Below are 25998 nucleotides of genomic sequence, written 5' to 3'. Positions count from 1 at the left end.
CGTTACTCCGGCGAACGACGTGCGCGGGGAGAAGGGCAGGGAGGCTGTCGCTGTTCGTGCAGCAGTTGCCTCCTTGTAGACTTTCCGTCGGCTTTTGTTCCTTGCATGGGTATCCCTCATCCTTGTCTCGTAGTGACGGGACAGAGGAGAAAGAGCATGCCCCGAGCAGTAAGGTCAGATGATGCATCCCACAGGGAGCGCCAGCAGCGCTACCGGACGCGACTGGCGGCGGAGAGGCGGCCGGAAGCGTCAGCCATTGATGTTGCGGTTGCTGCGGCTGTAGCTGCCTTTGCCAGTGCTGCGGCACGTGACCCCGCCCTTCATCCGCAGGCGTTGCAGTGGATTCTGAGGTGCGCCCGGCGACGGTTGGTCGAGGACGGCTATGACAAGGAGCAGGTCATGCGGGTGCTCCTCCGCCGGATGCGCCGCTTCGGCTAGTGCTGGCCCTTCGCGGATCACATGGTGATGCACTGTTCTGTATTCCCCCCATTACTCCATGTTTTTAAATCGGAATAACAGAAATCTCATTGTGGCATTTTGGGAAGTAATTTAACGCGCGCTGGAAGTAAGAATTTTCCGCGCATGAATCGACATCGGTTTGTCGATCATGAGGTCGTCGAGCTTAGCGGAGCCGGTGTTATGAACATGCGCCTCTGCCATAGTTGAAACCAACTGCTTCGCCCAGTCCGACTCCTCTTCAGATGGCAAGAATCCTGCGTTGGGAGGCTCAACGGCAGCTGAACGCACGCATGTTGCACCTGGGAAAGGGGTAACGCTCCGGACAATTATTGCCTTTGCTGCGACGTATTCAGCGAAGCGGGTAACCCACTACCCATACAAAGACTGGCGGCGCAATCTATTGGATATGCCGCTGCCTGCATGAGCGGAGGGTTGATCGTGGTTGCCAATACGCTGAATGAGAGCGCTCAAGTTCTCCTCCGCTTGCTTTGAAAAATTCATGTGAAGTCATGCTCAGATGTGAGCGCAGGAACCATCTTTCTGAGGCCAGATAAAGCTCCTGCTGCACCCGGCCTCAAACATCTTCGACGACCGAGACCGGTACCGAGGTGTTCGCCAGTTGCAAGGTGCCGCGCCTTGGGAGCGGGTCATGGATACTCGACAGCCAGCGAAACGTCAGTGGAAGAGGTGGTCGCACTCCAGCAAAACTGATTGCCAGTAGCGTCGGGCGAGGATGCGCGCCGCATGCTGGCCGATCAAACCCCGGCTTCAGTAGAGACGTTTGGCATTTCCATGCCAGATGGCAGCCTGTCGGGTCTCGTCCAGTGATGCGTCCCGCAGGATAGCTTGCAGCAAATCGCTCCAGTATTCGGGCTTTGCCAGCGCCGTCGCTACAGGCCAGTTGCTCGCATAGATGAGCCGGTCAGGACCGAAGAGATCCAACATGGCAAGCACATAATCCCGCGCCATTGATTGGTCACGGTCGGCATCGCCGGTCAGGGGAAGTCCGGAAATCTTGATGTGGACATTGGAATGGGGGGCCAGATGCGCCATCGATTGACGCCATTCGTCAAAGCCGTCAGGGCTTCCGTCAGGCAGGCCGAAGTGGGCTAGCACAACGGGAAGTTTGGGAAAAGCTAGAGCCAGTGCCGCGACCGATTTCAACAGCGACTGTGGGGCGAGGACCTCGACCAGTTGGCCCTGCGTCTGCAGCGCCGAAGCGATCGAGAGTGCAGCATCACTTCGCAAATATCCCTTAGGATCTGCATCCAGAAGGGGCGTAAAACGCACACCGCGAAAAGCCGTGTCTCCAGCCTGCTCCGCAAGCTGCGAAAGACAGTTGGGATCGCGCAAGTCAACCCAGCCGACAACGGAGCGGAACATCTCGTATCGGTGACAGAGCTCAAGACAATAATGCGCATGTGCCACCGTGGCAGGTCCGTGAACCAGCACAGCGCTCCCGGCGCCTGTTGCAGCCAAGACGGGTATGAGGTCTTCAGGCAGGAACTCTTTGCCCGTCAGGGCGGGAAACTGCTGTTCGGCGATAAAGGTTTCGCCCCGGGCGCGGTTCCAGATGTGGACATGAGCGTCAATGGCGGTATTCATCGTTTTATACTTTCAGTGGGATCGGGAATGCCCAGAGGCTCCAGCGCAGGCCAGAGCCTGTCTGGCACTGGCGACGACAGATCTTCGAGATTTGATCGCAGAGCCTCGCGGTGAACGAGCCCCAGCACCAGCCTTGTCACCGCCGGATGCGATGCCGAATAGTGCAAGGCGGCGCGTTTGAGGGGAACTGATTCAGTCTGACAGATGGCCTGAATTGCCCGCACTCGGGCGCGCAGCGCTGCATCCGGCGGCTGATAATCGAAGCGCGTGGCCTCCACGTCCGGACCTGTGGCAAGGATGCCCGAATTGAATGGCGCCGCTAGTTCCACGCGCACGCCGCGCTCCAGGCAGAACGGGAAGAGCAGATCCGCCGCGCTCTGGTCCAGAAGCGTGAAACGGCCCGCAACCATCAGCACGTCCAGCTCGATCTTCTGAAGCAGTGCGAGATGGGTGGCCGCGACATTGCTGCCGCAGCCAATCGCGCCCACGACTCCCTGCGCCTTGAGCTCGGTCAACGCAGGCAGCGCGCCGGTTAGTGCCTCGGACAGATGCGCATCGCAATCATGAACGAAGACGATGTCGAGATGATCAGTGCCCAGAAGCTTCAGGCTCTCCTCAACCGAGCGGAACGTGGCGTCGCGCGAGTAGTCGTGCCAGTCCCCGGGATTGTTCATCGGATTGACCACTGTCGCTGCGTAGCCGCGGTAGCGTCCGACCTTGGTGGATAGAACATAGTCGTCGCGAGAGCGGCCGCGCAACAGGCGTCCCAAGCGCTCCTCCGAGAGCCGCCCGCCATAGAGCGGAGCGGTGTCGAAGCGACGGATGCCCATCTCCCAAGCGGCGGCAAACATCTTTTCGGCGCTATCATCCGTGATGGGAGCGGCGTTGGTTGTCCCTAGCAGGCCAAAGCCGAGGCCGACCGGCTTGACCGGGCGGCTCATCGAATACGCCGCCCGGTGTCCGCATCAAAGAAGAAGGCGTGCGCCATGTCGAATGCCAACGTCTGCGCACTGCCTTCAGCCAGATCCATCCGGCCTCCGGTCTTGCCGATGAGATCATGTGGGCCGGCGCGAAAATGGAGCAGCTTCTCGGTGCCGAGCTGTTCAATCAGATCCACCGGCAAAGTGGCGTGCACGCCGTTCGGCAGGTCCGCAGCCGGGCGCACATCATCCGGGCGAATACCGAAGGTCACACGATCACCGGCGCGCAGCCCTTCTGGGGTGGTGCAAACGAGGTCTGTTTCACCCAGCCGCAGCCCGTCCGGTGTCACCACGCAGTCGATCAGGTTCATGGCCGGGCTGCCCATGAACCCGGCCACGAAAACTGTGTCGGGATCGTGGAAGATTGAGTCCGGGGTACCCTGCTGCTCGATCCGCCCGTCTCGCATGATGACGATACGGTCGGCCAGGGTCATCGCCTCCACCTGATCGTGGGTGACATAGATGATCGTGTTTTTCAGCCTCTGGTGTAGGCGTTTGATCTCGGCCCGCATCTGGCCGCGGAGCTTGGCATCGAGGTTGGAGAGCGGTTCGTCGAAGAGGAACACTTCGGGGTCGCGGACGATGGCGCGTCCCATGGCGACACGCTGGCGCTGACCGCCGGAAAGGGCGCCGGGCTTGCGTTCGAGCAATTGGGTCAGCTCAAGGATTTCGGCCACCTCGCGCACGCGGCGGTCGATTTCGGCTCTGGGCATTTTCGACAGCTGCAACGAGAACGCCATGTTGTTGTAGACCGTCTTCGACGGGTAAAGCGCATAGTTCTGAAACACCATGGCGATGCCGCGTTCCTTCGGCCTCAGCCCGTTGACCACGCGCTCGCCGATGACGATCTCGCCGTCCGAGATGGTCTCCAGTCCTGCCACCATGCGAAGCGTGGTTGACTTGCCGCAACCCGAGGGACCGACGAGAACGCAGAACTCGCCCGGCTGGATCGAGATGTTGATCCCGTGCAAAGCCTGATGCGTGCCGTACATCTTTACGAGATTTCGGATTTCAATGCGTGACATGGGAACTCCGGGTCTTACACGCGGCGTGCTTCGTTGCGCAGATAGAGCAACGTGAACGCGGCCGAGATGATGAGGATCGAAACTGCGACGGTGGCCGCCTGAGAGAATTGAAAGTCGACAAAGGCGAGGCGGAAGGTGAGCGTGGACAGAACCTCCGTCGCGCGCCCCGGTCCACCGCCTGTCGAGAGCCAGACCAGCGGAAACAGCTGAAAGGTCCAGATAAGATCAAGCAGCGCAACGCCGTAGATCACCGGTTTCAGTTGCGGCAGGGTGACGTGCCAGAACTTGTGCCAGAACCCGGCACCGTCAATTTCGGCGGCCTCGTAGAGCTCTTTGGGAACGGTCTGCAGACCCGACAGGAAGCTGACCATGATGAAGGGATAGCCGCGCCAGGTGGAAATCAAAAGAAGCGCCCACATGGCGTAGTCGGGGTTGCCCAGCCAGTCGAGGGGTTCAGATATCAGTCCCAGCCATTGCAAGACATAGTTGATCAGGCCAAAGGGATTGAGCAGCAATTGCCAGTTCAGGGCGACCACGACGGCGGTGAAGATCCAGGGAAGCACCAGCATCGAACGAAAGAAGGTCCGGGCGCGCGCATTGATATCTGCGTTGACCAGAAGCGCCAGACCGATGCCGACAATCATATGGCCTAGAACCGAACCCACGGTGAAGACTACGGTATTGAAGCCCGCGCTCCAATAACTGGGGTCAGAGAAAAGCGTAGTATAGTTGCCGAAGCCGACATAGGTGGGATCATGCTCAACGATCACGTTGTCGTAGAGTGAGTATTCCACCACCTTGTAAAGCGGTACCGAAAGTAGAGCGCCGAGGATCACCAGTCCCGGTAGCACGAATAGATAGGGCGCGCCCCGGGTGGTCATTGGACGAAGAGTTGCGGTCACTGGTTTGTCCTTTTGGGCAGGAGGGCCGAGCACCGAGGTGTCCGGCCCATGGGTGTTACTGTGCAAGCTCCAACCAGCGCGCCTGCACGGCGGCCGCGGCCTCTTCTGGGCTCTTGTCGCCGCGCAGCATGGCCTGGAGTTCCTCGGTCATGACTGACCAGCTTCCCGCTGCCTTGGGCGATTGGCGCATCTCCTCGACGGGGGTGTCGCCCTCGAGGATCTCTATCTGCTTGATTAGCGTCTTGTCCGCGCCCTTGCGCACGACGTCGAGTGCGGCGAGATTTCCCGGGAGCGCGTTGGCGGCCACGGCGGCTTTCGCGTTGACTTCTGGCGAAAGCAGATAGTTCACGAGGGTCCAAGCGTCTTCCTTGTTGTCGCTGTCGGCGGAGATGCCGAGTTCCCAACCATGGACGCGATAGGCTTTCTCGCCGTTCGAGGGCACACGAACTAGCGTGTAATCCAGGTCCGGATTGCGGCTGGTGATCGAGCTGGAGTGCACACCCGGGGAGATCAGGAAGCCGGTGCGCCCTGCGATGAACTCTTCCAGATCGACGCCGCCCGTACGAGAGGCTGCGCCGGGGGCGATGCTGCCCGCATCATTCATGTCCTTCAGGAACTGCAGGGTCTCGACAACCTTGGGATTGTCGAAATTGGGCGTGGTGCCATCCATGATCCGCCCGCCATTTGCATAAAGCAGCGGCAGGAAGGTGAGAATGGGGCCGTTCGATGGCGGCTGCGAGGAAAACGGCATTCCGACGCCGGAGATACCATCCTGAAGCGCCGAGATCGCCTTTGCCTGCGCTGCGAACTCCTCCCAGTTGGAGGGCGGGGCGTCGAACCCGGCCTTGCGCACAAGCTCCATATTGACATGCATCACGAAAGGGAAGGCATTGAGCGGCACCATCCAGGTCTTGCCGTCAATCTTGCCTAGAGGGGCTTCGATGAGGTCGGCGGTGTCAAAACTGTTGTCCTCGCGAGCCAGGTAATCGTCGAGGGGCTCTAGAATGCCGATATCGAGGAACTCCTTGGTCCAAGGCATATTGAGCCCCAGCACGTCTGACCCCACGCCGATCGCATTGTCCGTCACGATGCTCTCGCGGACTTTGCCGAAGGGCTGGGTGACCAGCTTGACGGTGATGTCGGGGTGCTGAGCTTCAAAATCGGCGACAAGCTTGTCGTAGAAGCCGGTGGTATCCTCTGCTGCGAACCATTGCAGCCATTCGATTTCGCCAGCCTGCGAAGCCAGCGGGGTCAGCGTCGTTGCGGCGGCAAGCGCCCATGCCCGGAGCCGGAATTTCATCATTGTAGTCTCCTCCATATTGTTGTCTGGGCATCTTGCCCGGTTTACAGGTTCTTCACCCCTTAACGCCGCCTGCGGACAGGCCGCCGACGACAAATCTCTGAACGAGCATGAAAAGGATCAGCACGGGAAGAGAGCCGATCACCGAGAACGCCATCATCTCGTCCCACTTGAGGCCGAACTCGCCGACCATCATCGAAATCCCCACTGGGACAGTGCGCACATCCAGCGACCGGGTCAGAGCCAAGGCGAAAAGAAACTCGTTCCAGGCCAGCAAAAAAGTATAGACGGCAGTTGAAATGATCCCTGGCATCGCCACCGGCAGCAGGACGCGCACGAGCACGCCAAGTGGTGTACAGCCGTCAATGGCGGCGGCCTCGTCAAAATCCTTGGGGATCGTGTCGAGATAGCCGTTCATCATGACGATGGAATAAGGCAGCGCGAAAGTCAGATAGGTCAGTATCAGTCCCCATAGGGTGTCATAGACCCCCAAGAAGACGATCACGCCGAAGAATGGGATCAGCAGTGTGATTGTCGGCACCATCTGGGTGGTGATGACAAAGAGTTTCGCCACCCGGTCGCCTAGAAAGCGGTAACGCGAGAAGGCGAAAGCGGCGAGTGTTCCGATCACCAGTGACAGGAACGTCACCGCAAGCCCGACGACATAGCTGTTGATCAGGAAGGTGCGAAACTTTGGGTCGGCCAGCACCTTTGCATACCCGCCCCAGTGCAGCTCATCGGGGATAAGGCGCGGCGGCAGCGAAAACGTCTCGGTGGTGGGCTTGAGCGACACCGAAACCATCCACAGGATCGGGAACACCAAGACAAAAGTGATCGCAGTCAGCGCGGCATAGACCGTCAACTGACGCCAGCGCCGCCTGCGTTCTTCGTTCACGACCCTTCCGGGACTGTCATGCCAGACTATCTCCGTCATCAAAAGACCTTCAGTGTTGCATTGTCGATGAAGTCCCAATCCAGCTCGATCCCGAGCCCGGGTTTCTGCGGCAGATGGGCGTGGCCATTCCGAATGTCGATTGGCTCTTTCAGGCCGATAGCGAACAATTTCTCCGGCACCAGAACCTCAAAAAACTCATTGTTGCGGATCGCGGCGGCGCAATGCAGGTTCACCAGCTCCAGCGGATGATAGATTGCGGTATGGATCTCACAATTCATGCCGTGGGCTTCGGCCAAATGAGCTGTTTTCATCAGTCCGGTGATCCCGCCGGACCACGAGGCGTCGCCTCGCACGATATCGACGGCCCGGCTGCCGATAAGTTCGGCAACGCCCGCGGGGTGGTTCTCCGAGGTTTCGCCACCGACAATGGGGATCTTCAGCGTGTCGCGCAGCGATCGCAGGGATCCGTGGCATTCGTCGAACATCGGCTCTTCCAGCCAGTAATAGTTCAGCTCCTCTAGCATCCTGCCGAAATGGATGTTCTGCTGCAGATTGAAATTGTTGACTGGATCGCTCATCAGACGGAAATCAGGGCCAACCGCTTCCCGGCAGGCGCGGTGCGCCTCGAAGGCCACCTCGAGATCTGCTGGCGGATGCAGCTTGTAGGCAGCCCAGCCCCGCGCCTGCAGGTCTTTGGCCTCTTCAGCATACGCTTCTGCAGTGGGCAGGGTGAGTGACGAACCGTAGATCGGGATACTGTCTCGAACCGCGCCGAGATGCTTGTACAGCGGCTTCCCGGCCGCCTGCGCCTGCGCCAGATGGCAGGCAATATCGTATGGCGCATAGACATAGCTGGGCGCGAAATTCCAGGCCCGGTTAAAGCGACGATAGTCGTGCCAATGCTGTTCCCTGTAATCGGGATCGCGCCCCAGGAAGAAGGGCCGCAACAGTTCCGATGAGACCGCGCCCATGGCGAGTGCGCTGCGCCCGGCAAAGCCGAAAGTCTCGATGCTCAGTCCCTCATCGGTGTGAAAGCGCATGGCAAGGAACTCGAAATCGATCGCCTTGCCGTCCTTGAGGCTGTAGGTCTGGCCGGGGTCGCTGCGGCAGGCGCGAATCTCGATATCGGTGAATTTCATTGCTGGCTCCTTCAAGAGGCGACGTATGCGGCGTGTTCCGTCGTGTAAAAATCGAGTGTGGACGGTCCAACGGAGCCAGTTCCCAGGCCGGAGTCCTTGATGCCGACGAAAGGCATGTTGTCGTCCGGCGCAGTGCCATGGTTGATGTGGATCATGCCGGTCTGAAGTTCTGACATCGCCCGCTGGGCGAACTCCAAACGGTCTGTGAAGACCGCGCCGGTGAGGCCGTAATCGGTCGCATTGGCGAGGTTCAGCGCTGCATCATCGTCCTTATAGCGGGTGATCGTCAGGACCGGCCCGAAAATCTCCTCCCGCGACGCCGGGTTCTCCGGGTCATCCGTCGCCAGCAGGGTGGGGGCGAAGAACAGCCCCTCGGGCGCATCGGGCAACGCCAGCTTCTGACCGCCGGTGAGTATACGCGCGCCCGCGCTTTCGGCTGCGCGAACCAGGTCTGTCACACGGGCGAGTTGCGCCTGTGTGGTAATCGGGCCCAATGTCGTTTCAGGGTCGCGGCCCGGCCCGAGCTTCAGCGCGGTTAGACGGCGGATCAGCCCCTCGCAAGCGGCGGCATAGACATCGGCGTGGACGATAACCCGGCTGATCGCGGTGCAGCGCTGGCCCGAACACTGGAAGGCGGCTCCCGTGATCGCGTCCAGCGCCGCGTCCAGATTGGCTACCCTATCGAGGATCGCGGCGTTCTTGCCGCCGAGTTCCAGCGAAACCGGTACGAGCCGGGCCCCGGCGGCGGCACCAATCTTGCGGCCGGTAGCGACCGAACCGGTGAAGGAGATGGCATCGACATCAGCCTCGACGAGGCTCGCCGCTACGTCGCCCGCACCATTGACCAAGCAGAGTGTTCCCTGGGGCAGCAGAGCCTTCGCGGCGCGCACCACGCACATTGCGGCGGCCGGAGTAAACTCGGAAGGCTTCAGGACCACCGCATTGCCGGCAGCCAGAGCCGGCACCAGCTTGCGCAGCGGCGTCAGCACCGGGAAGTTCCATGGCGTAATTGCCAGAACAACGCCCAGCGGACGACGCAGGATTGTGTTTGACCAACCAGGACCTCGCCCCGGAAGGGTTCGTCCACCATGGGCACGGGCAAAGCTCAGCATCTGCCGCGCCTCACGCAGCGCCTTGCCGATTTCCGCCCGAGATTCAGCCAGCGGCTTGCCCTGTTCGTCCGTCATCGCGCCAGCCAGAACCTCGGTCTGCGCCTCAACCCGGTTCAGCCATTCGGCCAGCAGGTCGCACCGCTGGTTTGCGGTTTTCGCGGACCATGCGACGAAACCGCGCCGCGCCGTCGCCAGAATTCTGGCAACGTCTCCGGCCGTTGCCGCGCTATAGCGGCCGACCCTGGCGCCGGTCGCCGGGTCGCAAGTAATGAAAACGGCTCTGTGTGCTTGTTCGCCAGTGAAGGGCAGCACCGGAGCTTCGATCGCGGCGCTATTCATGCGGGATCTCCTGCTGCGGCGAGCGCCGCGATCAACGCCTGCGCCCCACCGCGCAGCATGGTCTGGTCGGAACCGGCGGGTACCAGTTGCGCCCCGCGCCTCACCAGCGTCTTGACCTCAAGGGCGGGTGCAGGCAGCGCGCCGAAAACCTTGCCCACAGCCAGAGTGGCATCCAGAACCTGGTCAAACACCATGCGGAATTCCTGTGCATCGAACTGGCGAAACAGACCCATGGAGGCCGAGAGATCATTCGGCCCCACAAACAGCCCATCAATTCGATCGATTGCCAGGATGTCTTTGAGATTGGCGACAGCCTCAGGCGACTCGATCTGCATCAGCACGGTCAACGCCTCATTGGCATGCTTGAAGTAGGCTTCTGCCGCATACCCCCAATCGGCGGCCTGTATCGCCCCGACGGCCACGCCGCGACGCCCTTCGGTAGGGAACAGCGCGTTGTCCAAAATGCTTCGCGCCATCGCGGCGGTATCCACCTGGGGCACCAGCAGACTATTGGCGCCCAGATCGAGGCACCGTTTGATGCTGCCTGCGTCGTGATCCGGCAGCCGGACCATCACTGCGGTGTCAAACGCCGCCAGGGCCTGGATCTGCGCCGCAAGGCCGTCGAGCCCGCCACGGCCATGCTCGAGGTCGATCAGCAGATAGTCCAATCCGGCGGCGGCCATCAGGCAGGCAGCTTCGGGCGAACCCAGAGTCGACCACGCGCCCGAAACCGCATGCCCCTCGGCCAGTTTCCTCTTGAAAGACAGCCCCTTTTCGAGAGCTCGTGGCAACTCAGTCATTTCGTCTCCTTTGGCGTCGAATAGGCACTGACGAGGTTGTGCACATGCACATGCGCGCCCGCCGGGGTGTCTGCCGTGATGCGGCCGATAGGCCAGCCGCCGCGATGTAGGATTTCGCCCGCTGCGATATCTTTCAGGGCGATCTTGTGGAAAGCTGGGATGCTGTCGCGTGCGGTGAGCGTGCCGGTGACGGTCTTCACGGCGCCACCCGCGGGCACATCGGCGAGCAGATAGGCGACCCTGTCGCCGGGGTTGACTGACTGGGCGGTGACCGTCATATGGCGGCTCCAAAGCGGCTGATGGATTCCGCGCCTTCGCCCAGGATCTCGCCGAAGGTCAGCTGCCCAGATGCAGTGGCGGCGATGCACCTGCGTAGGTCCTGCGCGACGTCCTGCAAGTTCCGGCCAGCCAGGACATCCGAGGCGTCGAAGTCGATCTGGTGGGGAAGGGACCCGGCGGTCCTGGCATTGGCAGTTAGCTTCAGCGTTGGAGCCAAGGCACTACAATAACTGTTGCCGAGCCCGGTGGTGAACAGGATCATCTGTGCTCCGCTCGCTACGAAACCGGTGAGGGATTCGGGCGAATAGCTGGGCGCGTCCATGAAGTGTAGGCCCGCTGTGGCGGGTGCCTCGGCATACGCGAGCACCGACTGAATTGCACGGGTTCCGGCTTTGAGAACCGCCCCGCTGGCTTTTTCCTCAATGGTGCTGAGCCCTGCCTTGATGTTGGCGGCGTTGGGGTTGGTGCCCAGCAAGTCCACGCCGGCGGCATGGGCCAGTGCCAGCCGTTCGGCAACGGCCCGCCTCAGCGCCTCGCCCACCTTAGGCGTGGCGGCGCGGCGCGCCAGCTCATCTTCGGTGCCGAGCCATTCAATGGTTTCGCCAAGCACTACGCTGCCACCAGCATCCACCAGCCAATCGGCGATGCAGCCGAGAAGCGGGTTCGCCGCCAGTCCAGAGGATGGATCGGAAAGACCGCACTCGAAAGCAAGGAACAGCTCCGAGACTGGGCAGGAAACCGGGCGCTCCACTGACAGATCGCGCCGCAGTCGCGCGCCTTCGGCGATCGCTCTCTGGCTCAGCAGATGCGCGTCATGGCCGGTATCGTCCAGTCCCAATGCTACGAATGGGCGTCCGGCGGCCTTGACCACCGCGATCATCTGGTCAAGCCGGGTGCGATCGGCACCAATCAGCAGCACCGCGCCGCAATTGGGATGAGTTGCCATTCCAGCCAGCGCGGCGGTGTGAAACCCCGCATCGGCGCCGACCATGCCCATGCCAAACATCGTGCTGGCAAAGACCGAACCAGGCAAGGCGAAGGCCACACGGCGGGCCGCTGCGTCCGTGAGCCCAGTACAGTTCAGCACCAGAAGACGATTGCGGATTCCGGGTCGCCCGCTAGGCCGCGGAAAGCCGAGAAAGGTATCGATGCCAGACATTCTAGAAGAACACCCGTACTGCCGTGCCTGCCAGCAGGGTGGATTCTTCGTGATCCGAAAAACTCAGCCCATGGTCTATCAGTGTGAAGGCCGCGGTCAGATTGTTCAGCGGCTCATACCCCATCACCGACAGGTCCGAACCCCACATCAGCCGCTCGATCCACAGAGCGTCGCAAATCATAAGTTCCTCCCAACCTAATGCTTGCCAACTGAGAGCTTAACTGAGCTCTTAACTAGGGTTTGACATAGTTGTGCCGCTAAGTCAATTATCAACAATCAGCGTTTCCGCTACGGGATCCGATTGGCATGTTCGTCCGTAACATTCTGATAATGCTGTCAAATCCGATACTGAGGACAGCCAGAGTACATGTATAGATGTGATGCAGGTGAATGCGCGCTCGCGGAATGACGGCACGAAATGCCAGCGGACAGCAGCCACGTTTGAACATTCGGCGGCGAAGCCTAAGTTATTAAGGTCAATTTGATGGAAGATGCACGTTTCGATAAAGCACAGAACGCGGTCATAGACGACGCCACCAAGACGGCGCCCGTTCAAAGATCGGGTGCCTATGAAGGCTTTCTGAAATGCCTTATGCAAGGCGTCTTCAGACCCGGAAGGCTTGTCACGCAGCGGGAGATCTGTGACGCGACAGGATCGCCCATCACCGCTGTGCGCGAGGCTCTGAAGCGGCTGGAAGGCGAAGGCATCGTGGAGTTGATTGCCAAGAAGGGCGTCATCCTGCGCGAAATCACCGCTGACGAGGTGCGTGAGATTTACCAGCTGCGCAAGCTAGTCGAAGTGCCGGCGGTACAGATTTATGCGCTGAACCACGATCCTGAGGAGGTGGCCACGCTCCGCCGCAAGACGATGGAGATCATTAATGCGCCGATGGAGACCGCCGAAGAACGGCAGGCTCTGGTCCAGAAACGAACGCAGCTAGATTGGGACCTTCACCAAACCTTCCTGCGCGCGCTCCAAAGCAGCCTTGTAGACTCGATTTACCGCAATCTAGAGACCCGGCAAATGCTAGTCCGCCTGCAGCTACCGCCCCGATATCTCAGTCATGGCGAGGCCTTTGCCGAGCATTACGCGATTCTGGACGCCATAGTAGAGAGGGCCCCAGACAAAGCCGCGCGTCTTCTTGCAGACCATCTTGACACCGCGCAGCAGAGATTCCTTGACGCCATCGAGTATTGAAGGCAAGCGGGCCGTCCGGTCGCTTTGGCAGGCGCAGCGTCTAGGCATCGTTCATAAGGGGTGTTGAGCCGTTGCGCTAGCCAGCCACAGTGACTTTCTCCAGCTAGGCTGTGGCCCTCTTAAATACTTGAGATTGCGGCGGGCGTTGTCTTCCCTAACTTAGCCAGTACGTTATCGCGATATTCTGGCTCAGGTTGCCGCCGATGAACGCAAAACCGTGCAAGGAAGCAGTTGCCTACTGAGGGACAGAAAGTGCGAGGGTAGGCACACCCTTTGCGCTCCCGAAGGCAGTCTCAAATCGGAACAACCTCAAAAGACTGATACCAGTAGGTGGATCGGCAGCACGTTTTCTTCGATGGCGGAAAATTGACCGATTGGCTCGTTAAAGACATCATCAATATTATCACCGTTAACGGTCGAGATCCCGCCGATCAGCATTCTTTGCCCTCAGCCAATCAAGCATGTTTCACTCCCGGCTAGCGATCCGGAACTGAGGGTGAGGGTGAGCAAACGTCTGGATAAGGCTCATGTGCAAGCTCTGGCCCTTGTTCGCCAGAATACAGGGGGACTACGCTCATTGCTGCAGCTTTTATTGAGCACAGACCACTCGAAAGCGAACCGCTTGCTCGGCTGCTCGAGAAGGTGCGGCAATGCGCAATGATGCGTGATGAGATGCAGCCAACCCATGATGCAGTGCCTGCAACGCGAAAAAATTTGAGATGTCTGGATTCAGGATCGGTGGAAGCCGATTCCGCAATGCAGACCAGCGATTCCGGATAAGGAAAAAGCGATTCTGCCAGCTGAAGAATGCATCTCGACGTGCAGGCGAGGCATCTTACTTCGACATAAATTGAGATCTTCGGATTCCGAATCACGGACAAGCGATTCAAATCTCTGGGAAGTCGATTCCGAGACGGTGGAAAGCGTTACTCCGGCAAACGGCGTGCGCAAGGCAGAAGGGCAGGGAGCTGTCGCTGTTCGTGCAGCAGTCGCCTCCTTGTTGTCTATCCGCCGGCTTTTGTTCCTTGCATGGGTGTCCGGCATCCTTGTCTCGTAGTGACGAGACAGAGGAGAAAGTGCATGCCCCGAGCAGTGAAGTCAGATGATGCATCCCACAGGGAGCGCCAGCAGCGCTACCGAAAACGGCTTGCAGCGGAGAGGCGGCCAGAAGCCTCGACCCTCGATGTTGCTGTTGCTGCGGCTGTAGCTGCTTTCGCCAGTGCTGCGGCACGTGACCCCGCCCTTCATCCGCAGGCGTTGCAGTGGATTCTGAGGTGCGCCCGGCGACGGTTGGTCGAGGACGGCTATGACAAGGAGCAGGTCATGCGGGTGCTCCACCGTCGGATGCGCCGCTTCGGCTAGTGCTGGCCCTTTGCGGATCACATGGTGATGCACTGTTCTGTATTCCCCCCATTACTCCATGTTTTTGAATCGGAATAACAGAAACTCACATAGTGACGCTGAGAAGCCTCGATGGGCAGTAATGTCGTTTAGTTCTGCAATCGGTTGTATTTGAATGTTCTCTCTCACCGCATCGCAATGCATTGCCCGCTATGGGTGCAATCAACGAACTATGGGGTGGGAATGGAAGAGCTGAAATCTCGGCAAGACGACACGCATGAGCACATCATGCTCGATGATGTGCCATCGATCGACGGCATGGACAATGTGCCGGAAGACGTTGGGCACGCCGCTGATGCCGAACAGGCTGCAGCAGATGATGGCGACGATGCTCGTGAGATGGAAACGCTCTTCGGCAAGGAGTTGAGCAAGGTCAAAGACAGCGTCACAAGGTGGCGCGTGCAGCAGGCGAAGGCAGCGTTCCGGATTGGCGATCTGTGGGAGGAGCTTTCGCAGGACATGAAGATCGGTGAGCTCACCGCCTTCCTTGCGAATGAGTGCCAGGTGCCGCGCCGAGACGTGCAGCGTTATGTACGACTTGCCAAACTCTTTCCCCGCGACTGTGACGAACGCATCGCCTTCCGCGGCGAGGCGCTGACACCGCGCGAATTACTGATCCAGAATGGTGTCGCATCCTCTGTTCTGCTCGATCTGGCTGGGCAGGATGAGACGGTGCGCGATGAAGCAATCCGCATGATCAAGTCCGGACGCGCGCTGCAGGCAAGGGAATTGCGCGGCCTGAAGCGCGACATCGCGCTGGCCAAGGCTGCAGTGGAAGGCACACTCGATGACCGTCGCCGCCGTGCCTTCCGCAATGCCGCTGCGCGCAAGGCACGTGATAAGGCACTTGCTGCAGCAGATGCCTGGCTCGATTCCCTCCACGCACTGACGGAAGAGGTTTGCACCATCGCGCAGCTGGAAGAGGAGGACTCGAGTGTTCACCAAATCGGTCGCGTCGAAGCGATTGCGCCTCGTGCCGCGGAGCTTCTGAAGGATCTGCGTGACCTTGTTGATCCCGACTTCATCACCGCATCACGGGAAGGGTTCAACCGAGGCTGGTCCGGAACCCACAGCGCACTGCAGGCGATCGCCGAGGAGAAGGTCTATTACAAGGAACACTATGGCGACGGCAAGCCATGGCAGGTCGAACATCAGTTTAACAACTTGCTGCAATGGCAGTTGGCCTGGGCCTTTGGTTATGATGACGACAGCGGAACCTCTTCGGCTGTAGAGCGCATGCGAGAAGCCGGAGACACCCCGCTTGATGTTCCCGTCGGCGTTTACGGCTACAAAGCGCCTACTGTTCTGGAAATATGTGCCGGTGCTGGCGGACAGGCCATCGGTCTTGAAGCTGCGGGGTTCAAGCATGTGGGCCTGGTGGAAATTGACAAGGATGCAGCAGCCACGCTGCGTCACAACGGCAAGCACTGGCCAGTCATCGAGGCGGATCTGCGTGATGTCGACCTGAGCCAGTTCGAGGGTGTTGATCTTCTTACAGGTGGCGTTCCCTGCCAGCTTTCTCACAGGCGGGCAAGCGTAAGGGAGCAGCTGACGAACGCGATTTGTTCCCGAAGGCCATGAAGCTCATCCGTGAACTGAAGCCCAAGGCCGTCATGCTGGAGAATGTCACCGGTGCTCTTCAGGCATCGAACGCGATGCACCGCTTGCGCATTCTTGCCCGCATGGCGGCCCTTGGTTACGATGCGGAATGGCGCATCCTGAGCGGACCGGACTTCGGTCTGCCCCAAAAGCGCAGGCGGGCGATCCTTGTCGGCTTCCGGCGCGGGATCATGCACCGCTTCTCCTGGCCCGAACCCTTGGCCAAGAACGCGCCCACGGTTGGTGAAGCACTCTACGACCTCATGGCAGCCAAGGGCTGGGCTCATGTGGATGAATGGAAAGAGCGGGCCAACGGGTACGCGCCCACCATCATCGGTGGCAGCCAGAAGAAGGGCGGCATCGACCTCGCACAGCCGAAATCACGGGAAAGCTGGAGAGAACTCGGCGTTGACCCCGGCCACTACGCCAAGGCTGCACCGGATCGTGATGCGCCTCGCGATCATATGCCGAAACTGACGCTGGAAATGATGGCGCGATTGCAAGGCTTCCTTGACGACTGGCAGCTGCAGGGGAGCAATCTGCAGAAGTTCCGGCAGATCGCCAATGCGTTCCCACCAGCGATGGCTCAAGCCATCGGCCTCTCAATCCTCCGTGTTCTCACCGGATACAAGGTTGATCTGGAGAAGGAGCAGAAGCGCCTGCACAGGAAGAGCCTCAATCTGAAGGCGGTTCCGGACAATGTTGATCCTTATCCTTCAGATTGGGACGGCGAGGAGCTTACAGTCGGCTGATGATGTTGCCGAAGCCTAACCAACGGAACCTCAGCCACGATGCTGAACGTGTTCTAGCGCCGATGAGTGCCGGTGTCGTTTACCTTGATTCACTCAACTGGAAGGACTTCGGAATGGAAGATCTGATCAATTTCCCGGACAGGCTTGACGAACGGACCGCATTCAGGCTCAACATCAAACGGGATGTCGGTCTCGATGTTAGTAGCCACAAAGACGGTGGGGGAGTGCTTACAGTTCATTACCGTCATCGTCGTATACGCACCGACGGTACCCGCGAAGACATGGAGCAGTTTGCTTTCCCGCCCGCGATCTGGCCAGAGATGCGCAAAGCAGCCATCGCAGATCCCTTGGCAATGATAATCCGGTTGCTTGAGTGAGTGCGCGTTCGTAGTAGGAAACTACTCGAGTGCTACGGCATCACGCTTGCGCCGCGCCGCAAGCGTGATGCCGTAGAGGCGCATGAAATCCCCTATCTTCGGCAATGGCTGTGATGGGGCCGATAGCGGACGGTCCGCTTTTAGTTGGAAACTTGAGAAGCTGTTTCAGCGGCAATCGCGAAACGGGGGTGCTTGCAACACTACCCATATCTCCGAAGATCAGAATGGAAGTAGGAAATATGATTGTATATCGCATCACGCACTTCCGCTGCCTTGCGGTCGCGTATCAAATCCAAGATAGCTCTGTGCTCTTTGAGCCCCTGTGGCTTGCGTGACTTGGGAAGCAGTTTGTACACGCCCCTCTGCATGTTCATCCCAATACGGATACTTGGCATCTTGGATGCATAAACTGCTATCCCCATCTTATTGTGTGATGCAGCTACAATAGCTGCACGGAAGGCAAGATCCTCATCGACTGTGCCCAGTTCATCTTCTTCTCGAGACATGTTTGCCAAGGCTGTCTCCAGCCGCGCCATGTCATCTGGTGCCCATCGTTCAGCCGCCAGATACGCCATCTCGCCCTCTATCAGCATGCGCATCTCCTGACATTCGAGCACGTCCGACATCGCTTCAACGTTGAAACCAAAGCTTTAGTTAGATGGGCGCGGGAGGTGGTGCTTGTTGGACACTCCAGCACGAACGCACCTGAACCACGGATTTTATCGACAAGGTCATCGTCTCTGAGCCGCGATATTGCATTCCTCACAACCGTTCGCGACACCGCGAGTTGGCGGCACAGGTCCTGTTCCGACGGCAACCGAAGCCCCACTCTGTATTCTCAGATCTCGATACGCGTCCGGATCGTCTCGTAGATTGAGTCAGTGAGTTTTGAGCTTCTCGCCACAACAGAATCCTGTGCTTCCGCAGATAGTCAGCTAGATGAACAGCAAAGAGAGCTCTGGCACGAACAATACAAGCGCCATTGAGATGAACATTGCTACCATGAACGGCAGGATCCGCCGAATAACGTCTTCAACTGGTACCTTGGCTATCGAACTTGCAACGAACAAATTGATCCCGACAGGCGGTGTGCAGAAACCGATCGTCAGGTTGCATGTCATGATTATTCCGAAGTGAATGGGGTCGACACCAACCGACTGGGCAATCGGAAGCAATATTGGTGCAAGTATGATGATTGCTGCGACAGGTTCCAGAAACATTCCTGCGACCAGAAGAACCAGATTGAGGAGAAGAAGAACAGCGATTGGTTCTGTGGTTGCGTTTGTGATCAGTGCAGCAAGATCAGAAGGCACACCTTCGATGGTGAGGAAGCGGCCGAAAGCAAAAGCCATTGCAACCATGACCATTATTGTTGCGGTTGTTTTTCCGCTCCGGATGAAGATATCTGGAAGATCGGTAAGTTTGATCTCCTTATAGATGAAGAGGCTGACCAAAAAAAAGCGTAGACGGCTACTCCAGCTGCTTCGGTAGGTGTGAAAATTCCTCCGTAAATTCCGCCAAGGATGATGATCGGCACCAGGAGCACCCAAATCCCCCCCTTTGGCCTTTTGGTTTCTGTCGGCTCCGGGGATAAGGTCCAGACGATGTTGCTGTGGATCCGAGGTTACGCGCGCGGGGAAGGCGGCAGCCTGTAGCGTGAACGCTATGCTCCCAACGGCTGGATTTTGCTATCGACTGTCCTGCCAGCCGGGATTGACCACCGATTCAGCTGAGTATCTCAGAAGGCGTAGCAGGACACGAGCTGGCGAATAACTCCCTGCAGGTGGCATGGGAGCTGTTGGATGATGATGTGCATGCCGGGCACCAATCGGCACCACCCAAGCCTGCCTTCTTGCGACAGCTGATGAGTTCCGCCGGGTGATCAAGCCTGAGGCGGGAAAGGCTGCAGGCCGCCGCGACCATAAGCGAAAGCGCCAGCTCAAGTCCTCCAGCAACAAGGGTTGGTTTTAGCAACGACGGTTACCCGTCCTTATTGCGGGTGGAGGTGGCTTCTTGAAGTGCCTCACAATTGACCCAAAGTGCGGCTGCATACGTTCTTCGCAACATTGCACCGGAGCCCGCTGACGCTAGTGATCCACGACGATACGAAAGCCGACATGGCTGGTCGAGCTATCTGCACTGGCAGCGGTCCTCGCGGATATGCGATAGCGATGGCAATAGGATCGGTGGCAGAGGAAGGAGCCTCCTTTCATGACGCGCTGGTTTGCTGTTACGGCTGCGGCATTGCGCCGTTTGGCGCTACTGGTGAGTGAGCGGACGCGGAAGAGGTCCGCGCACCATTCCCAGACATTGCCGGACATGTTGTAGAGGCCATATCCATTCGGTGAGAAACTTCTGACCGGAGCAGTTCCTGCAAAGCCGTCCTTCGCCGTATTGTGGCGGGGAAAGTCACCTTGCCAAATGTTGCAGAGCACAAGCTCGTCGTCCGGCTCTGCCTCGCCCCAGGGATATGTCGCGCCTGGGCTTCCGCCGCGCGCTGCATATTCCCACTCTGCTTCCGATGGCAGTCGACCGCCCGCCCAGGCGGCGAAGGCCCGTGCGTCGTTCCATGAGACATGGGTGACCGGGTGATCTTCCAGGCCTTCTATCGCGGACGCTGGACCAAATGGATGCTTCCAATCAGCGCTCTCGACCTGGAGCCACCAAGGTGTTTCGATGACGCGGCGGTAGTTTTGTGCGTCCGCTACGAAGCTGTGAAAGACAAGAGACCACCCATAGTGCTCAGCATCCGTCAGATAACCTGTCTGCTCTACGAACTCCGTAAACCACCGAACGGTCACGGTATGTGGATCTATCCGGAACGGCTTTATGCGCACCTTCCGGGGAGGACCTTCCCCGTCCTCGCGGAATAGCTGACGGTGAGTACCGACCCACGACTGCCCACCTTCCAAAGTGACGAAGCGCCTAGGCGTAGTGTCTGAAGACCTCTTCAAGCATTGTTCAGCAAACACGGTGCGACGGTTTGAACACTCTGGTGAAACATCTGGGCAGCATGTCATTCAATAAGGCTCCTCCCTCATGCTGGCACCGGCCGGAACGATAACTGGTCGGGCCTTTACGTCAGAAAATAATAATTGGTCTAGACAGTCAACCCGCCTTCTGTCTAAATTGGTTGGGCCGTTGGAGGGTGTGCCGTCTGACGCGACAGAATGGGAGGATATCTATGTCATTCAACGTAAAAAGGTCTGTAAGACAGCTTGTCGGTGCCGGTCTTGTTGCTGGCTTGGCGGTGCTAACCACGGCACCGGTTGGGCCAATTATGGGCAGTGCGGCTGTCGCACAGGAATTTCCAAGCAAGCCCCTGAAAGTGATCGTTCCGTTCAAGCCGGGCGGCCGTACCGATGTCGTGGCGCGCATGATGGGCGAGAAGATCAAGGAGAACGGTTGGCTCAGTCAGCCCATGGCAGTGGTCAATGCTGATGGCGGGGCCGGTGCCAATGCGGTCAATCAAATGAAGCGGGAAGAAGCGGATGGGCATACGATAGTTCATTGGCATCATCAGTTGCTGATTGCTTCCGCAATGAAACTCGGCGACTTCGGCTTGGATGACTTCAAGTCCATTGGTTATACGGGTGGCGGCAGTCCTGTCTGGGTGGTGCGAGAAGATGCTCCCTTCGAAACTCTGGATGATCTTGTCGCGCATCTAAAGGCAGAGCCGCGCAGCCTGGTCGAGGCAGTTGGTATCGGTACGATCCCGCATTTCGTCGGCGCCATGCTCGCCAATGAAGCAGGCTTCGAAACGCGTTACGTGACAGCCAACAGCGCTGCCGATCGATTGCGGCTCGTTCTTGGCGGCAATGCCGACATCGCCCTTTTCGCGGCTTCGGAATTCCTTGCTCAGGGCGACGGGCTGAAGGCTCTTGTCTATTTTGGTCGCGAGCGCCTGCCGGACATGCCGGATGTGCCAACGGCAACAGAGCTTGGCTATGACGTGACTTGGGCCAACCCGAACTGGTGGCTCGCGCCATCTGACGCGCCGGACGAAGCGGTCACAGCGTTGGCGGCAGCGCTGGAGAAGGCGATCAACGATCCCGAGATCGTGAAATATTTCAATGAGAATACACTCGAACCGTACTGGACGAGCGGGGCTGAAGCCATGGCGGATGCCGAAAAGACGCTTGAGCAGCTGAACGCTGTAGCCGCCACCATCCAGTAACGACAACGGCGGACTGGAGCTGCGAGCTCCAGTCTCTCCAAGCTTGGCAGGGTAAAACATGAAGTCTCCGAAGCGACTTGGCTTTGAGGCCTACGCAGATCTGGCGCTGGTTTTGTTCATAGTGCTGGGAGCAAGTCTGCTTCTCTATGGGGCATCCTTCTTGCCAGAGCCTCGCTTTGAACCGTTAGGCTCGGCCGCACTTCCGCGCGGCCTTGCGATCCTGCTGTTGTTCTTTGCCTCGATCATCGCGGTGCGTGCTTTCGGCAAAACCGCGGATGACGAAGGTAACCAAAGTGCCGGCAATGAAGCTGTTCCAGAAAAAGCATTTTGGCGGGGCTGGGCGATGTTCGCCGCTCTTGTGCTTTATGTGGCCGCTCTCGACTTCTTTGCCGTGCCCTTCGTTATAGCAACTGCCCTTATGTTGCTCGCCAGCGGGCTGATACTAAATGGGTTCAGCCTCCGATCGGCTTTTGTCTTCGGGCTGGTTGGCGTGCTCCTGGCGCTATCGCTGAGTTTCGTGTTCACGAACTTCCTCTATGTGGATCTCGGCTGACATGGCTGACGCATTTTCCCTTCTGCTCACTTGGCAAAACCTGCTGCTTTTGCTCGCAGGAACCGGGCTCGGCATCGTCGTTGGCGCGATTCCCGGCTTGACTGCGTCAATGCTGATCGCGCTGACGCTTCCACTGACGTTCCATATGGACCCGGTAAGCGCGGTTACGCTGCTGATCGGTGAATATGTCGGCGGCATCTCAGGCGGTCTGATAACGGCGATCTTGCTTCGGATGCCTGGCACTCCGGCTTCCATTGTCACGACGTTCGACGGCTACCCGATGGCCCAGGACAACCGTGCGGAGCGGGCACTTGCACTGGGCATTTTGGCTTCCGTCGTCGGCGGGATCATCTCCTGGGTGTTCCTGGCCGGCATGTCACCTTCACTGGCGCGCTTTGCCCTGCAATTTGGCCCTTGGGAATATTTCACACTGGTGTTGATGGCGCTGGTCATGCTCGCAGCTCTTGCACACAGTTCAATGGTCAAGGGATTGCTTGCTGCGGCACTTGGCATGGCCTTCGCCCTGCCAGGCATCGATAGCTCGGTTGGACAGGCCCGGCTCACTTTCGGATCAGATGCATTGCTTTCTGGCTTCGGCCTGCTTCCAGTCCTGATCGGGGCATTTGCCATCAGCCAGATTCTGCGCGATTCCTGTTCTGTCGACAGCGGGACTGCGACAGCACTGCCAAAGTCACGATTGCCCGTCGCATGGTCGGATGCTCGCCAGCACGGTGCGAATATGGTGCGGTCATCCGTGATTGGTACTTGGATCGGGCTACTGCCCGGTATCGGGGCTAATATCGCAGCACTGGTCGCCTATTCCACGGCCAAACAACTCTCCAAAGAGCCGGACAGCTTTGGCAAAGGCCATGAGCCGGGCGTTGTTGCGGGCGAGAGCGCCAATAACGCTTCGATCGGCGGCGCGCTCATACCACTCATTACGATGGGCATTCCCGGCAGCGTAACCGAGGCCATACTCATAGGCGCGCTCACGATCCATAATCTGCAGCCTGGTCCGCTTCTGTTCCAAAACGCACCCGAAATTGCCTACGGCATCATTGCCGCGTACCTGGTCGCCAATATCATCATGCTGGTGCTTATGTGGAGCGCCGTGAAATATATCGCACGCCTGGCGCAAATCCCCCGCGCAGGCCTCCTCGGTTGCATACTCATTTTCTGTGTTGTCGGCTCCTATGCAGTAAACAACAGCTTCATCGATGTATGGGTGATGATCGGCTTTGGCGTGATTGGCCTCGGGCTTGAGGCAGCACGGGTTCCCCTCGGCCCATTCGTGATCGGCTTCGTTCTGAGCCCGATCGCCGAAGAGCAACTTCGCGCCTCCCTCATGATGTCCGACGGCGATGTAACGGAGATCCTGACGCGCCCCTATGCGCTGCTGTTCCTTGCCTTGGCTGCGCTTACCCTGATGTGGCCTGTCATCCTTGAACGCATCCGATCAGGCCGCACCCGACTGGAGAGTGATCATGCTTGAACTGCCCGGCGGTGGCCGCCGCTATCTCGAAATCGCGCAGAACATTGCCGAAAGCATTAGTGCAGGAACCTATAAGACAGGCGACCGTCTGCCGCCCGAACGCGAATTGGCTGCCACCCTAGGCGTTAGTCGCACGACGGTGCGCGAAGCCTTGTTGGCGCTGGAAATCATGCGTTTTGTGGAAATTCGCATCGGTTCAGGCGTGTTCGTGCTTCCGGAAAACCTTCGTGAGAAGTCGCGTGGCGACCTGCTCCCGGTCGAAGAGGTAGGCCCATGGGAAGTGCTTGAGGCGCGTCGGATGGTTGAGGGTGAATCCGCTTTCCGTGCTGCCCAACGCGCCACCGAGAAGCAGATAGCTGCCATGGAGGACTGCCTTCGGCGGATGGAGGCGCGCATCGATGACATCCCGCGTTTCGATCAGGCCGATGCAGAGTTTCATATGCTGATCGCAGCCGCGGCGGGCAACAGTGTCGTGGAAAACTATGTCGCGCATCTTTGGCAGCTACGCGGCAGCTCGCTTTGGAACCGCTGGTATGACGCTACCCGCCATCCCGCCAATCGCCGACAATCCGTTGAAGATCACAAAGCGATCTTCAAGGCGATCAAACGCGGTCTACCGGAAGTCGCAAAGACAGCCATGTGTGCGCATATCGACGTGCTTGCCGAGCGCTTTTTCGATCTCAGTCTTTGAGTCCTTATTTCGAACTGGAGAATAACAAAATGTCCGCCAAGCCCGACATCGTGATGATTGTCACAGATCAGCAGCGCTACGACACGATCAGAAGCCTGGGTGCTAGCCACATGGATACGCCCAATCTCGATCGCTTGGCAGAACGCGGGGTTACCTTTTCCAATTGCCACGTCACTGCGCCCAGTTGCGTGCCGTGCAGGGCAAGTCTCTTCACCGGCTATTATCCGCATACCAATGGTGTGCTCGCCAATGGCCAGGAATGGAGCAAGACCTGGGTTTCGAAACTTCGTGATGCGGGCTATCACACGGTCAATATCGGCAAGATGCACACCATTCCCTATGATGCGCCGGCGGGGTTTGATGAGCGCTATGTGGTGGAAAACAAGGACCGCTACTACGAAGGGCGCTGGTTCTTCGATGAATGGGACAAGGCGCTGGCTGCGCAAGGGCTCAAGAAGCAACAGCGCGAGGAATATCGCAAACGCGATGACTACCGCACCAGTCTCGGTGCCTTCACATGGGATCTTCCGGCCCATCTGCAATCGGATAACTTTGTGGGCGGCATGACCAGATGGTGGTTGGAGACGAAACCGCTCGACAAGCCGCTGTTTCTCGTTGTTGGTTTCCCCGGGCCGCATCCGCCCTATGATCCCACGCCCGACTATGCGGAAAAATACATGAAGCGTGACGTGCCGCTTCCGGAGGTAAGCGATGCGGAGCTTGAGCAGCTACCGCCGCCATTCGTGGAAAAGCGCCATCACGATGTCGAAGTCGATCATGACTCGGTCGCCTGGGATTTGCAGCCGACACGCGATCAGCTGCACCGCATGCGCGCCTATTACTACGCCAATGTAGAAATGATTGATCGGGAAGTCGGCGAGATTCTTAACGCATTGGAGGCGGCGGGTCGTCTGGGTAACGCGATCATCATCTTTACTTCCGACCACGGGGATTGCCTTGGCGATCATGGTCTGAGCCAGAAATGGGCACCCTATGAGGAGGTGACACGCGTGCCGCTCATCATCAGTGCCCCGCAGCGCTTCGAGGGTGGGCGCGATGTGGATGAGCTTGTGCAGCTGTTTGACCTCGGGCCTACCATCCTGGAATGGGCAGGCATCGAGCCAGACGAGTCTTTTGAGGCTGAATCGCTTAATCCGGCTCTTGAAGGCAAGCCGTTTGAGGGGCGTACCCATGTCTATTGCGAGCAGGGCAAGGATGTGAATCTCACAGGCGCCGAGTATCTGACAATGGTCCGCTCCAGGTCACACAAACTTGTGCATTTTGCAGGCAAGGAGTTCGGTCAGCTTTTCGACCTCGATGCTGATCCGAAGGAGAAAAGGAACCTCTGGGACGATCCGGCATATGCGGCGGTCAAGCAGGAGCTGAAAGAGCAGATGCTCGAATGGTATGTCCAGAGCACGCTGCGTACCAAGAATGTTCGCAAGCGGACTGTGGTACCCCTGGCAGAGCCAGCATGATCAAGAACGGCTAGTGAGAGATCTAGTCCATGATCCAACATTTCCGGAAGACGCTCGCTAATCTATGGAAGCGCCTCTGCCAACGGCAGGGCCGCTACCACCCGGAGCGATACTATATGCGTGGCGCAGGTCCAGCTTGCCGCAGGATGCGCGCTGGCGCGGCAGATGACGACGTTGGAACGCAGCGCTCTACTTGAGGATCGAGAACTTCTTTAGCCGGTTGATCTCGCCTTCAAGTCGGCGCATGCGCTTCACCCGGAGTGCTAGCCCGCATCGCGCCGTGCAG

The 25998-nt window shown here is 58.7% G+C and carries 25 protein-coding genes and 2 pseudogenes; 10 read left to right on the top strand and 17 right to left on the bottom strand.

Annotation, left to right across the window (positions count from 1 at the left end; all coding sequences use genetic code 11):
• The first annotated feature begins 156 nt into the window (after nt 1-156).
• Nucleotides 157-438: a hypothetical protein gene (locus EL18_RS12320; protein ID WP_036483454.1), complete on the top strand. Its 282-nt coding sequence runs from the start codon at nt 157-159 to the stop codon at nt 436-438.
• 789 nt (nt 439-1227) lie between these two features.
• Here EL18_RS12320 and EL18_RS12315 read toward each other — a convergent pair.
• From EL18_RS12315 to EL18_RS12260, 12 genes are read right to left on the bottom strand one after another with little or no spacing between them, the layout of a single operon-like run.
• Entirely contained in the window at nt 1228-2064 is an 837-nt protein-coding gene (locus tag EL18_RS12315) for an amidohydrolase family protein (RefSeq protein ID WP_036483451.1), read from the bottom strand.
• Complete coding sequence (locus tag EL18_RS12310; RefSeq protein ID WP_036483448.1) at nt 2061-3005, bottom strand: aldo/keto reductase; 945 nt, start codon at nt 3003-3005, stop codon at nt 2061-2063. The genes EL18_RS12315 and EL18_RS12310 overlap by 4 nt, the downstream gene beginning before the upstream one ends.
• The gene (locus EL18_RS12305; RefSeq protein ID WP_036483445.1) at nt 3002-4069 is read right to left on the bottom strand and encodes an ABC transporter ATP-binding protein; all 1068 of its coding nucleotides are present in this window, start codon (nt 4067-4069) and stop codon (nt 3002-3004) included. The genes EL18_RS12310 and EL18_RS12305 overlap by 4 nt, the downstream gene beginning before the upstream one ends.
• Before the next feature lie 14 nt (nt 4070-4083).
• Complete coding sequence (locus tag EL18_RS12300) at nt 4084-5037, bottom strand: carbohydrate ABC transporter permease (protein ID WP_152553004.1); 954 nt, start codon at nt 5035-5037, stop codon at nt 4084-4086.
• Nucleotides 5027-6274, bottom strand: coding sequence for an ABC transporter substrate-binding protein (locus tag EL18_RS12295; RefSeq protein WP_036483438.1), 1248 nt, complete (start codon nt 6272-6274; stop codon nt 5027-5029). The genes EL18_RS12300 and EL18_RS12295 overlap by 11 nt, the downstream gene beginning before the upstream one ends.
• Before the next feature lie 52 nt (nt 6275-6326).
• Nucleotides 6327-7166, bottom strand: a complete 840-nt coding sequence (locus EL18_RS12290) for a carbohydrate ABC transporter permease (protein WP_036484735.1) — start codon at nt 7164-7166, stop codon at nt 6327-6329.
• Nucleotides 7167-7204: 38 nt separating this feature from the next.
• The gene (locus EL18_RS12285; protein ID WP_036483435.1) at nt 7205-8305 is read right to left on the bottom strand and encodes an enolase C-terminal domain-like protein; all 1101 of its coding nucleotides are present in this window, start codon (nt 8303-8305) and stop codon (nt 7205-7207) included.
• An 11-nt stretch (nt 8306-8316) separates the two neighbouring features.
• A complete protein-coding gene (locus tag EL18_RS12280) occupies nt 8317-9756 on the bottom strand; it encodes an aldehyde dehydrogenase family protein (RefSeq protein ID WP_081871178.1) in 1440 nt (479 codons plus the stop codon).
• On the bottom strand, nt 9753-10556 hold the full coding sequence (locus EL18_RS12275; RefSeq protein WP_051914114.1) for an HpcH/HpaI aldolase family protein: 804 nt from the start codon (nt 10554-10556) through the stop codon (nt 9753-9755). Before EL18_RS12275 ends, EL18_RS12280 begins: the two co-directional genes overlap by 4 nt.
• On the bottom strand, nt 10553-10834 hold the full coding sequence (locus EL18_RS12270) for a UxaA family hydrolase (protein WP_036483432.1): 282 nt from the start codon (nt 10832-10834) through the stop codon (nt 10553-10555). The genes EL18_RS12275 and EL18_RS12270 overlap by 4 nt, the downstream gene beginning before the upstream one ends.
• Nucleotides 10831-11994: a UxaA family hydrolase gene (locus EL18_RS12265; RefSeq protein WP_036483430.1), complete on the bottom strand. Its 1164-nt coding sequence runs from the start codon at nt 11992-11994 to the stop codon at nt 10831-10833. The genes EL18_RS12270 and EL18_RS12265 overlap by 4 nt, the downstream gene beginning before the upstream one ends.
• 1 nt (nt 11995) lies before the next feature.
• Nucleotides 11996-12175 (bottom strand): hypothetical protein, encoded by a 180-nt coding sequence (locus EL18_RS12260; RefSeq protein ID WP_036483427.1) that lies wholly within the window; start codon nt 12173-12175, stop codon nt 11996-11998.
• A 303-nt stretch (nt 12176-12478) separates the two neighbouring features.
• On the opposite strand from EL18_RS12260, the gene EL18_RS12255 reads away from it, so the two are divergent.
• Entirely contained in the window at nt 12479-13192 is a 714-nt protein-coding gene (locus EL18_RS12255; RefSeq protein ID WP_036483425.1) for a GntR family transcriptional regulator, read from the top strand.
• A 309-nt stretch (nt 13193-13501) separates the two neighbouring features.
• Here the strand turns inward: EL18_RS12255 and EL18_RS17625 are convergent, their stop codons facing one another.
• The gene (locus tag EL18_RS17625; protein WP_081871177.1) at nt 13502-13630 is read right to left on the bottom strand and encodes a D-lyxose/D-mannose family sugar isomerase; all 129 of its coding nucleotides are present in this window, start codon (nt 13628-13630) and stop codon (nt 13502-13504) included.
• A gap of 642 nt (nt 13631-14272) precedes the next feature.
• Here EL18_RS17625 and EL18_RS12245 point away from each other — a divergent pair.
• The 3 genes and pseudogenes from EL18_RS12245 to EL18_RS12235 all read left to right on the top strand — a co-directional run bounded on the left by EL18_RS12245 (nt 14273) and on the right by EL18_RS12235 (nt 17321).
• Entirely contained in the window at nt 14273-14554 is a 282-nt protein-coding gene (locus tag EL18_RS12245; RefSeq protein ID WP_036483423.1) for a hypothetical protein, read from the top strand.
• Nucleotides 14555-14731: 177 nt separating this feature from the next.
• Nucleotides 14732-16944: pseudogene (locus tag EL18_RS18335) on the top strand (DNA cytosine methyltransferase).
• Complete coding sequence (locus EL18_RS12235; RefSeq protein WP_036483421.1) at nt 16944-17321, top strand: hypothetical protein; 378 nt, start codon at nt 16944-16946, stop codon at nt 17319-17321. Before EL18_RS18335 ends, EL18_RS12235 begins: the two are co-directional and overlap by 1 nt.
• A 200-nt stretch (nt 17322-17521) precedes the next feature.
• Here EL18_RS12235 and EL18_RS17370 read toward each other — a convergent pair whose 3' ends face one another.
• From EL18_RS17370 to EL18_RS12220, 4 genes and pseudogenes are all read right to left on the bottom strand, one after another.
• Nucleotides 17522-17914: a FadR/GntR family transcriptional regulator gene (locus tag EL18_RS17370; protein ID WP_161782001.1), complete on the bottom strand. Its 393-nt coding sequence runs from the start codon at nt 17912-17914 to the stop codon at nt 17522-17524.
• Complete coding sequence (locus tag EL18_RS18410; protein ID WP_081871176.1) at nt 17908-18150, bottom strand: winged helix-turn-helix domain-containing protein; 243 nt, start codon at nt 18148-18150, stop codon at nt 17908-17910. The genes EL18_RS17370 and EL18_RS18410 overlap by 7 nt, the downstream gene beginning before the upstream one ends.
• A gap of 106 nt (nt 18151-18256) precedes the next feature.
• A pseudogene (locus EL18_RS12225) lies at nt 18257-18858 on the bottom strand (TRAP transporter large permease subunit).
• Nucleotides 18859-19408: 550 nt separating this feature from the next.
• The gene (locus EL18_RS12220) at nt 19409-20293 is read right to left on the bottom strand and encodes a formylglycine-generating enzyme family protein (RefSeq protein ID WP_244444562.1); all 885 of its coding nucleotides are present in this window, start codon (nt 20291-20293) and stop codon (nt 19409-19411) included.
• 212 nt (nt 20294-20505) lie between these two features.
• Between EL18_RS12220 and EL18_RS12215 the strand changes: the two genes are divergently transcribed.
• From EL18_RS12215 to EL18_RS12195, 5 genes are read left to right on the top strand one after another with little or no spacing between them, the layout of a single operon-like run.
• Nucleotides 20506-21498, top strand: coding sequence for a tripartite tricarboxylate transporter substrate binding protein (locus EL18_RS12215; RefSeq protein ID WP_036483416.1), 993 nt, complete (start codon nt 20506-20508; stop codon nt 21496-21498).
• A 58-nt stretch (nt 21499-21556) separates the two neighbouring features.
• On the top strand, nt 21557-22051 hold the full coding sequence (locus tag EL18_RS12210; protein WP_036483413.1) for a tripartite tricarboxylate transporter TctB family protein: 495 nt from the start codon (nt 21557-21559) through the stop codon (nt 22049-22051).
• Between the two features lies 1 nt (nt 22052).
• On the top strand, nt 22053-23543 hold the full coding sequence (locus EL18_RS12205) for a tripartite tricarboxylate transporter permease (protein WP_036484725.1): 1491 nt from the start codon (nt 22053-22055) through the stop codon (nt 23541-23543).
• The gene (locus tag EL18_RS12200; protein ID WP_051914104.1) at nt 23536-24234 is read left to right on the top strand and encodes a FadR/GntR family transcriptional regulator; all 699 of its coding nucleotides are present in this window, start codon (nt 23536-23538) and stop codon (nt 24232-24234) included. The genes EL18_RS12205 and EL18_RS12200 overlap by 8 nt, the downstream gene beginning before the upstream one ends.
• A gap of 29 nt (nt 24235-24263) precedes the next feature.
• Nucleotides 24264-25712 carry a sulfatase family protein gene (locus tag EL18_RS12195; protein WP_036483410.1) on the top strand — a complete coding sequence of 483 codons (1449 nt, stop codon included), beginning with the start codon at nt 24264-24266 and terminating at the stop codon, nt 25710-25712.
• Nucleotides 25713-25998: the final 286 nt, after the last annotated feature.

The sequence above is a fragment of the Nitratireductor basaltis genome, assembly GCF_000733725.1.
Classification (GTDB): domain Bacteria; phylum Pseudomonadota; class Alphaproteobacteria; order Rhizobiales; family Rhizobiaceae; genus Chelativorans; species Chelativorans basaltis.
This window is presented reverse-complemented; position numbering and strand designations above follow the sequence as displayed.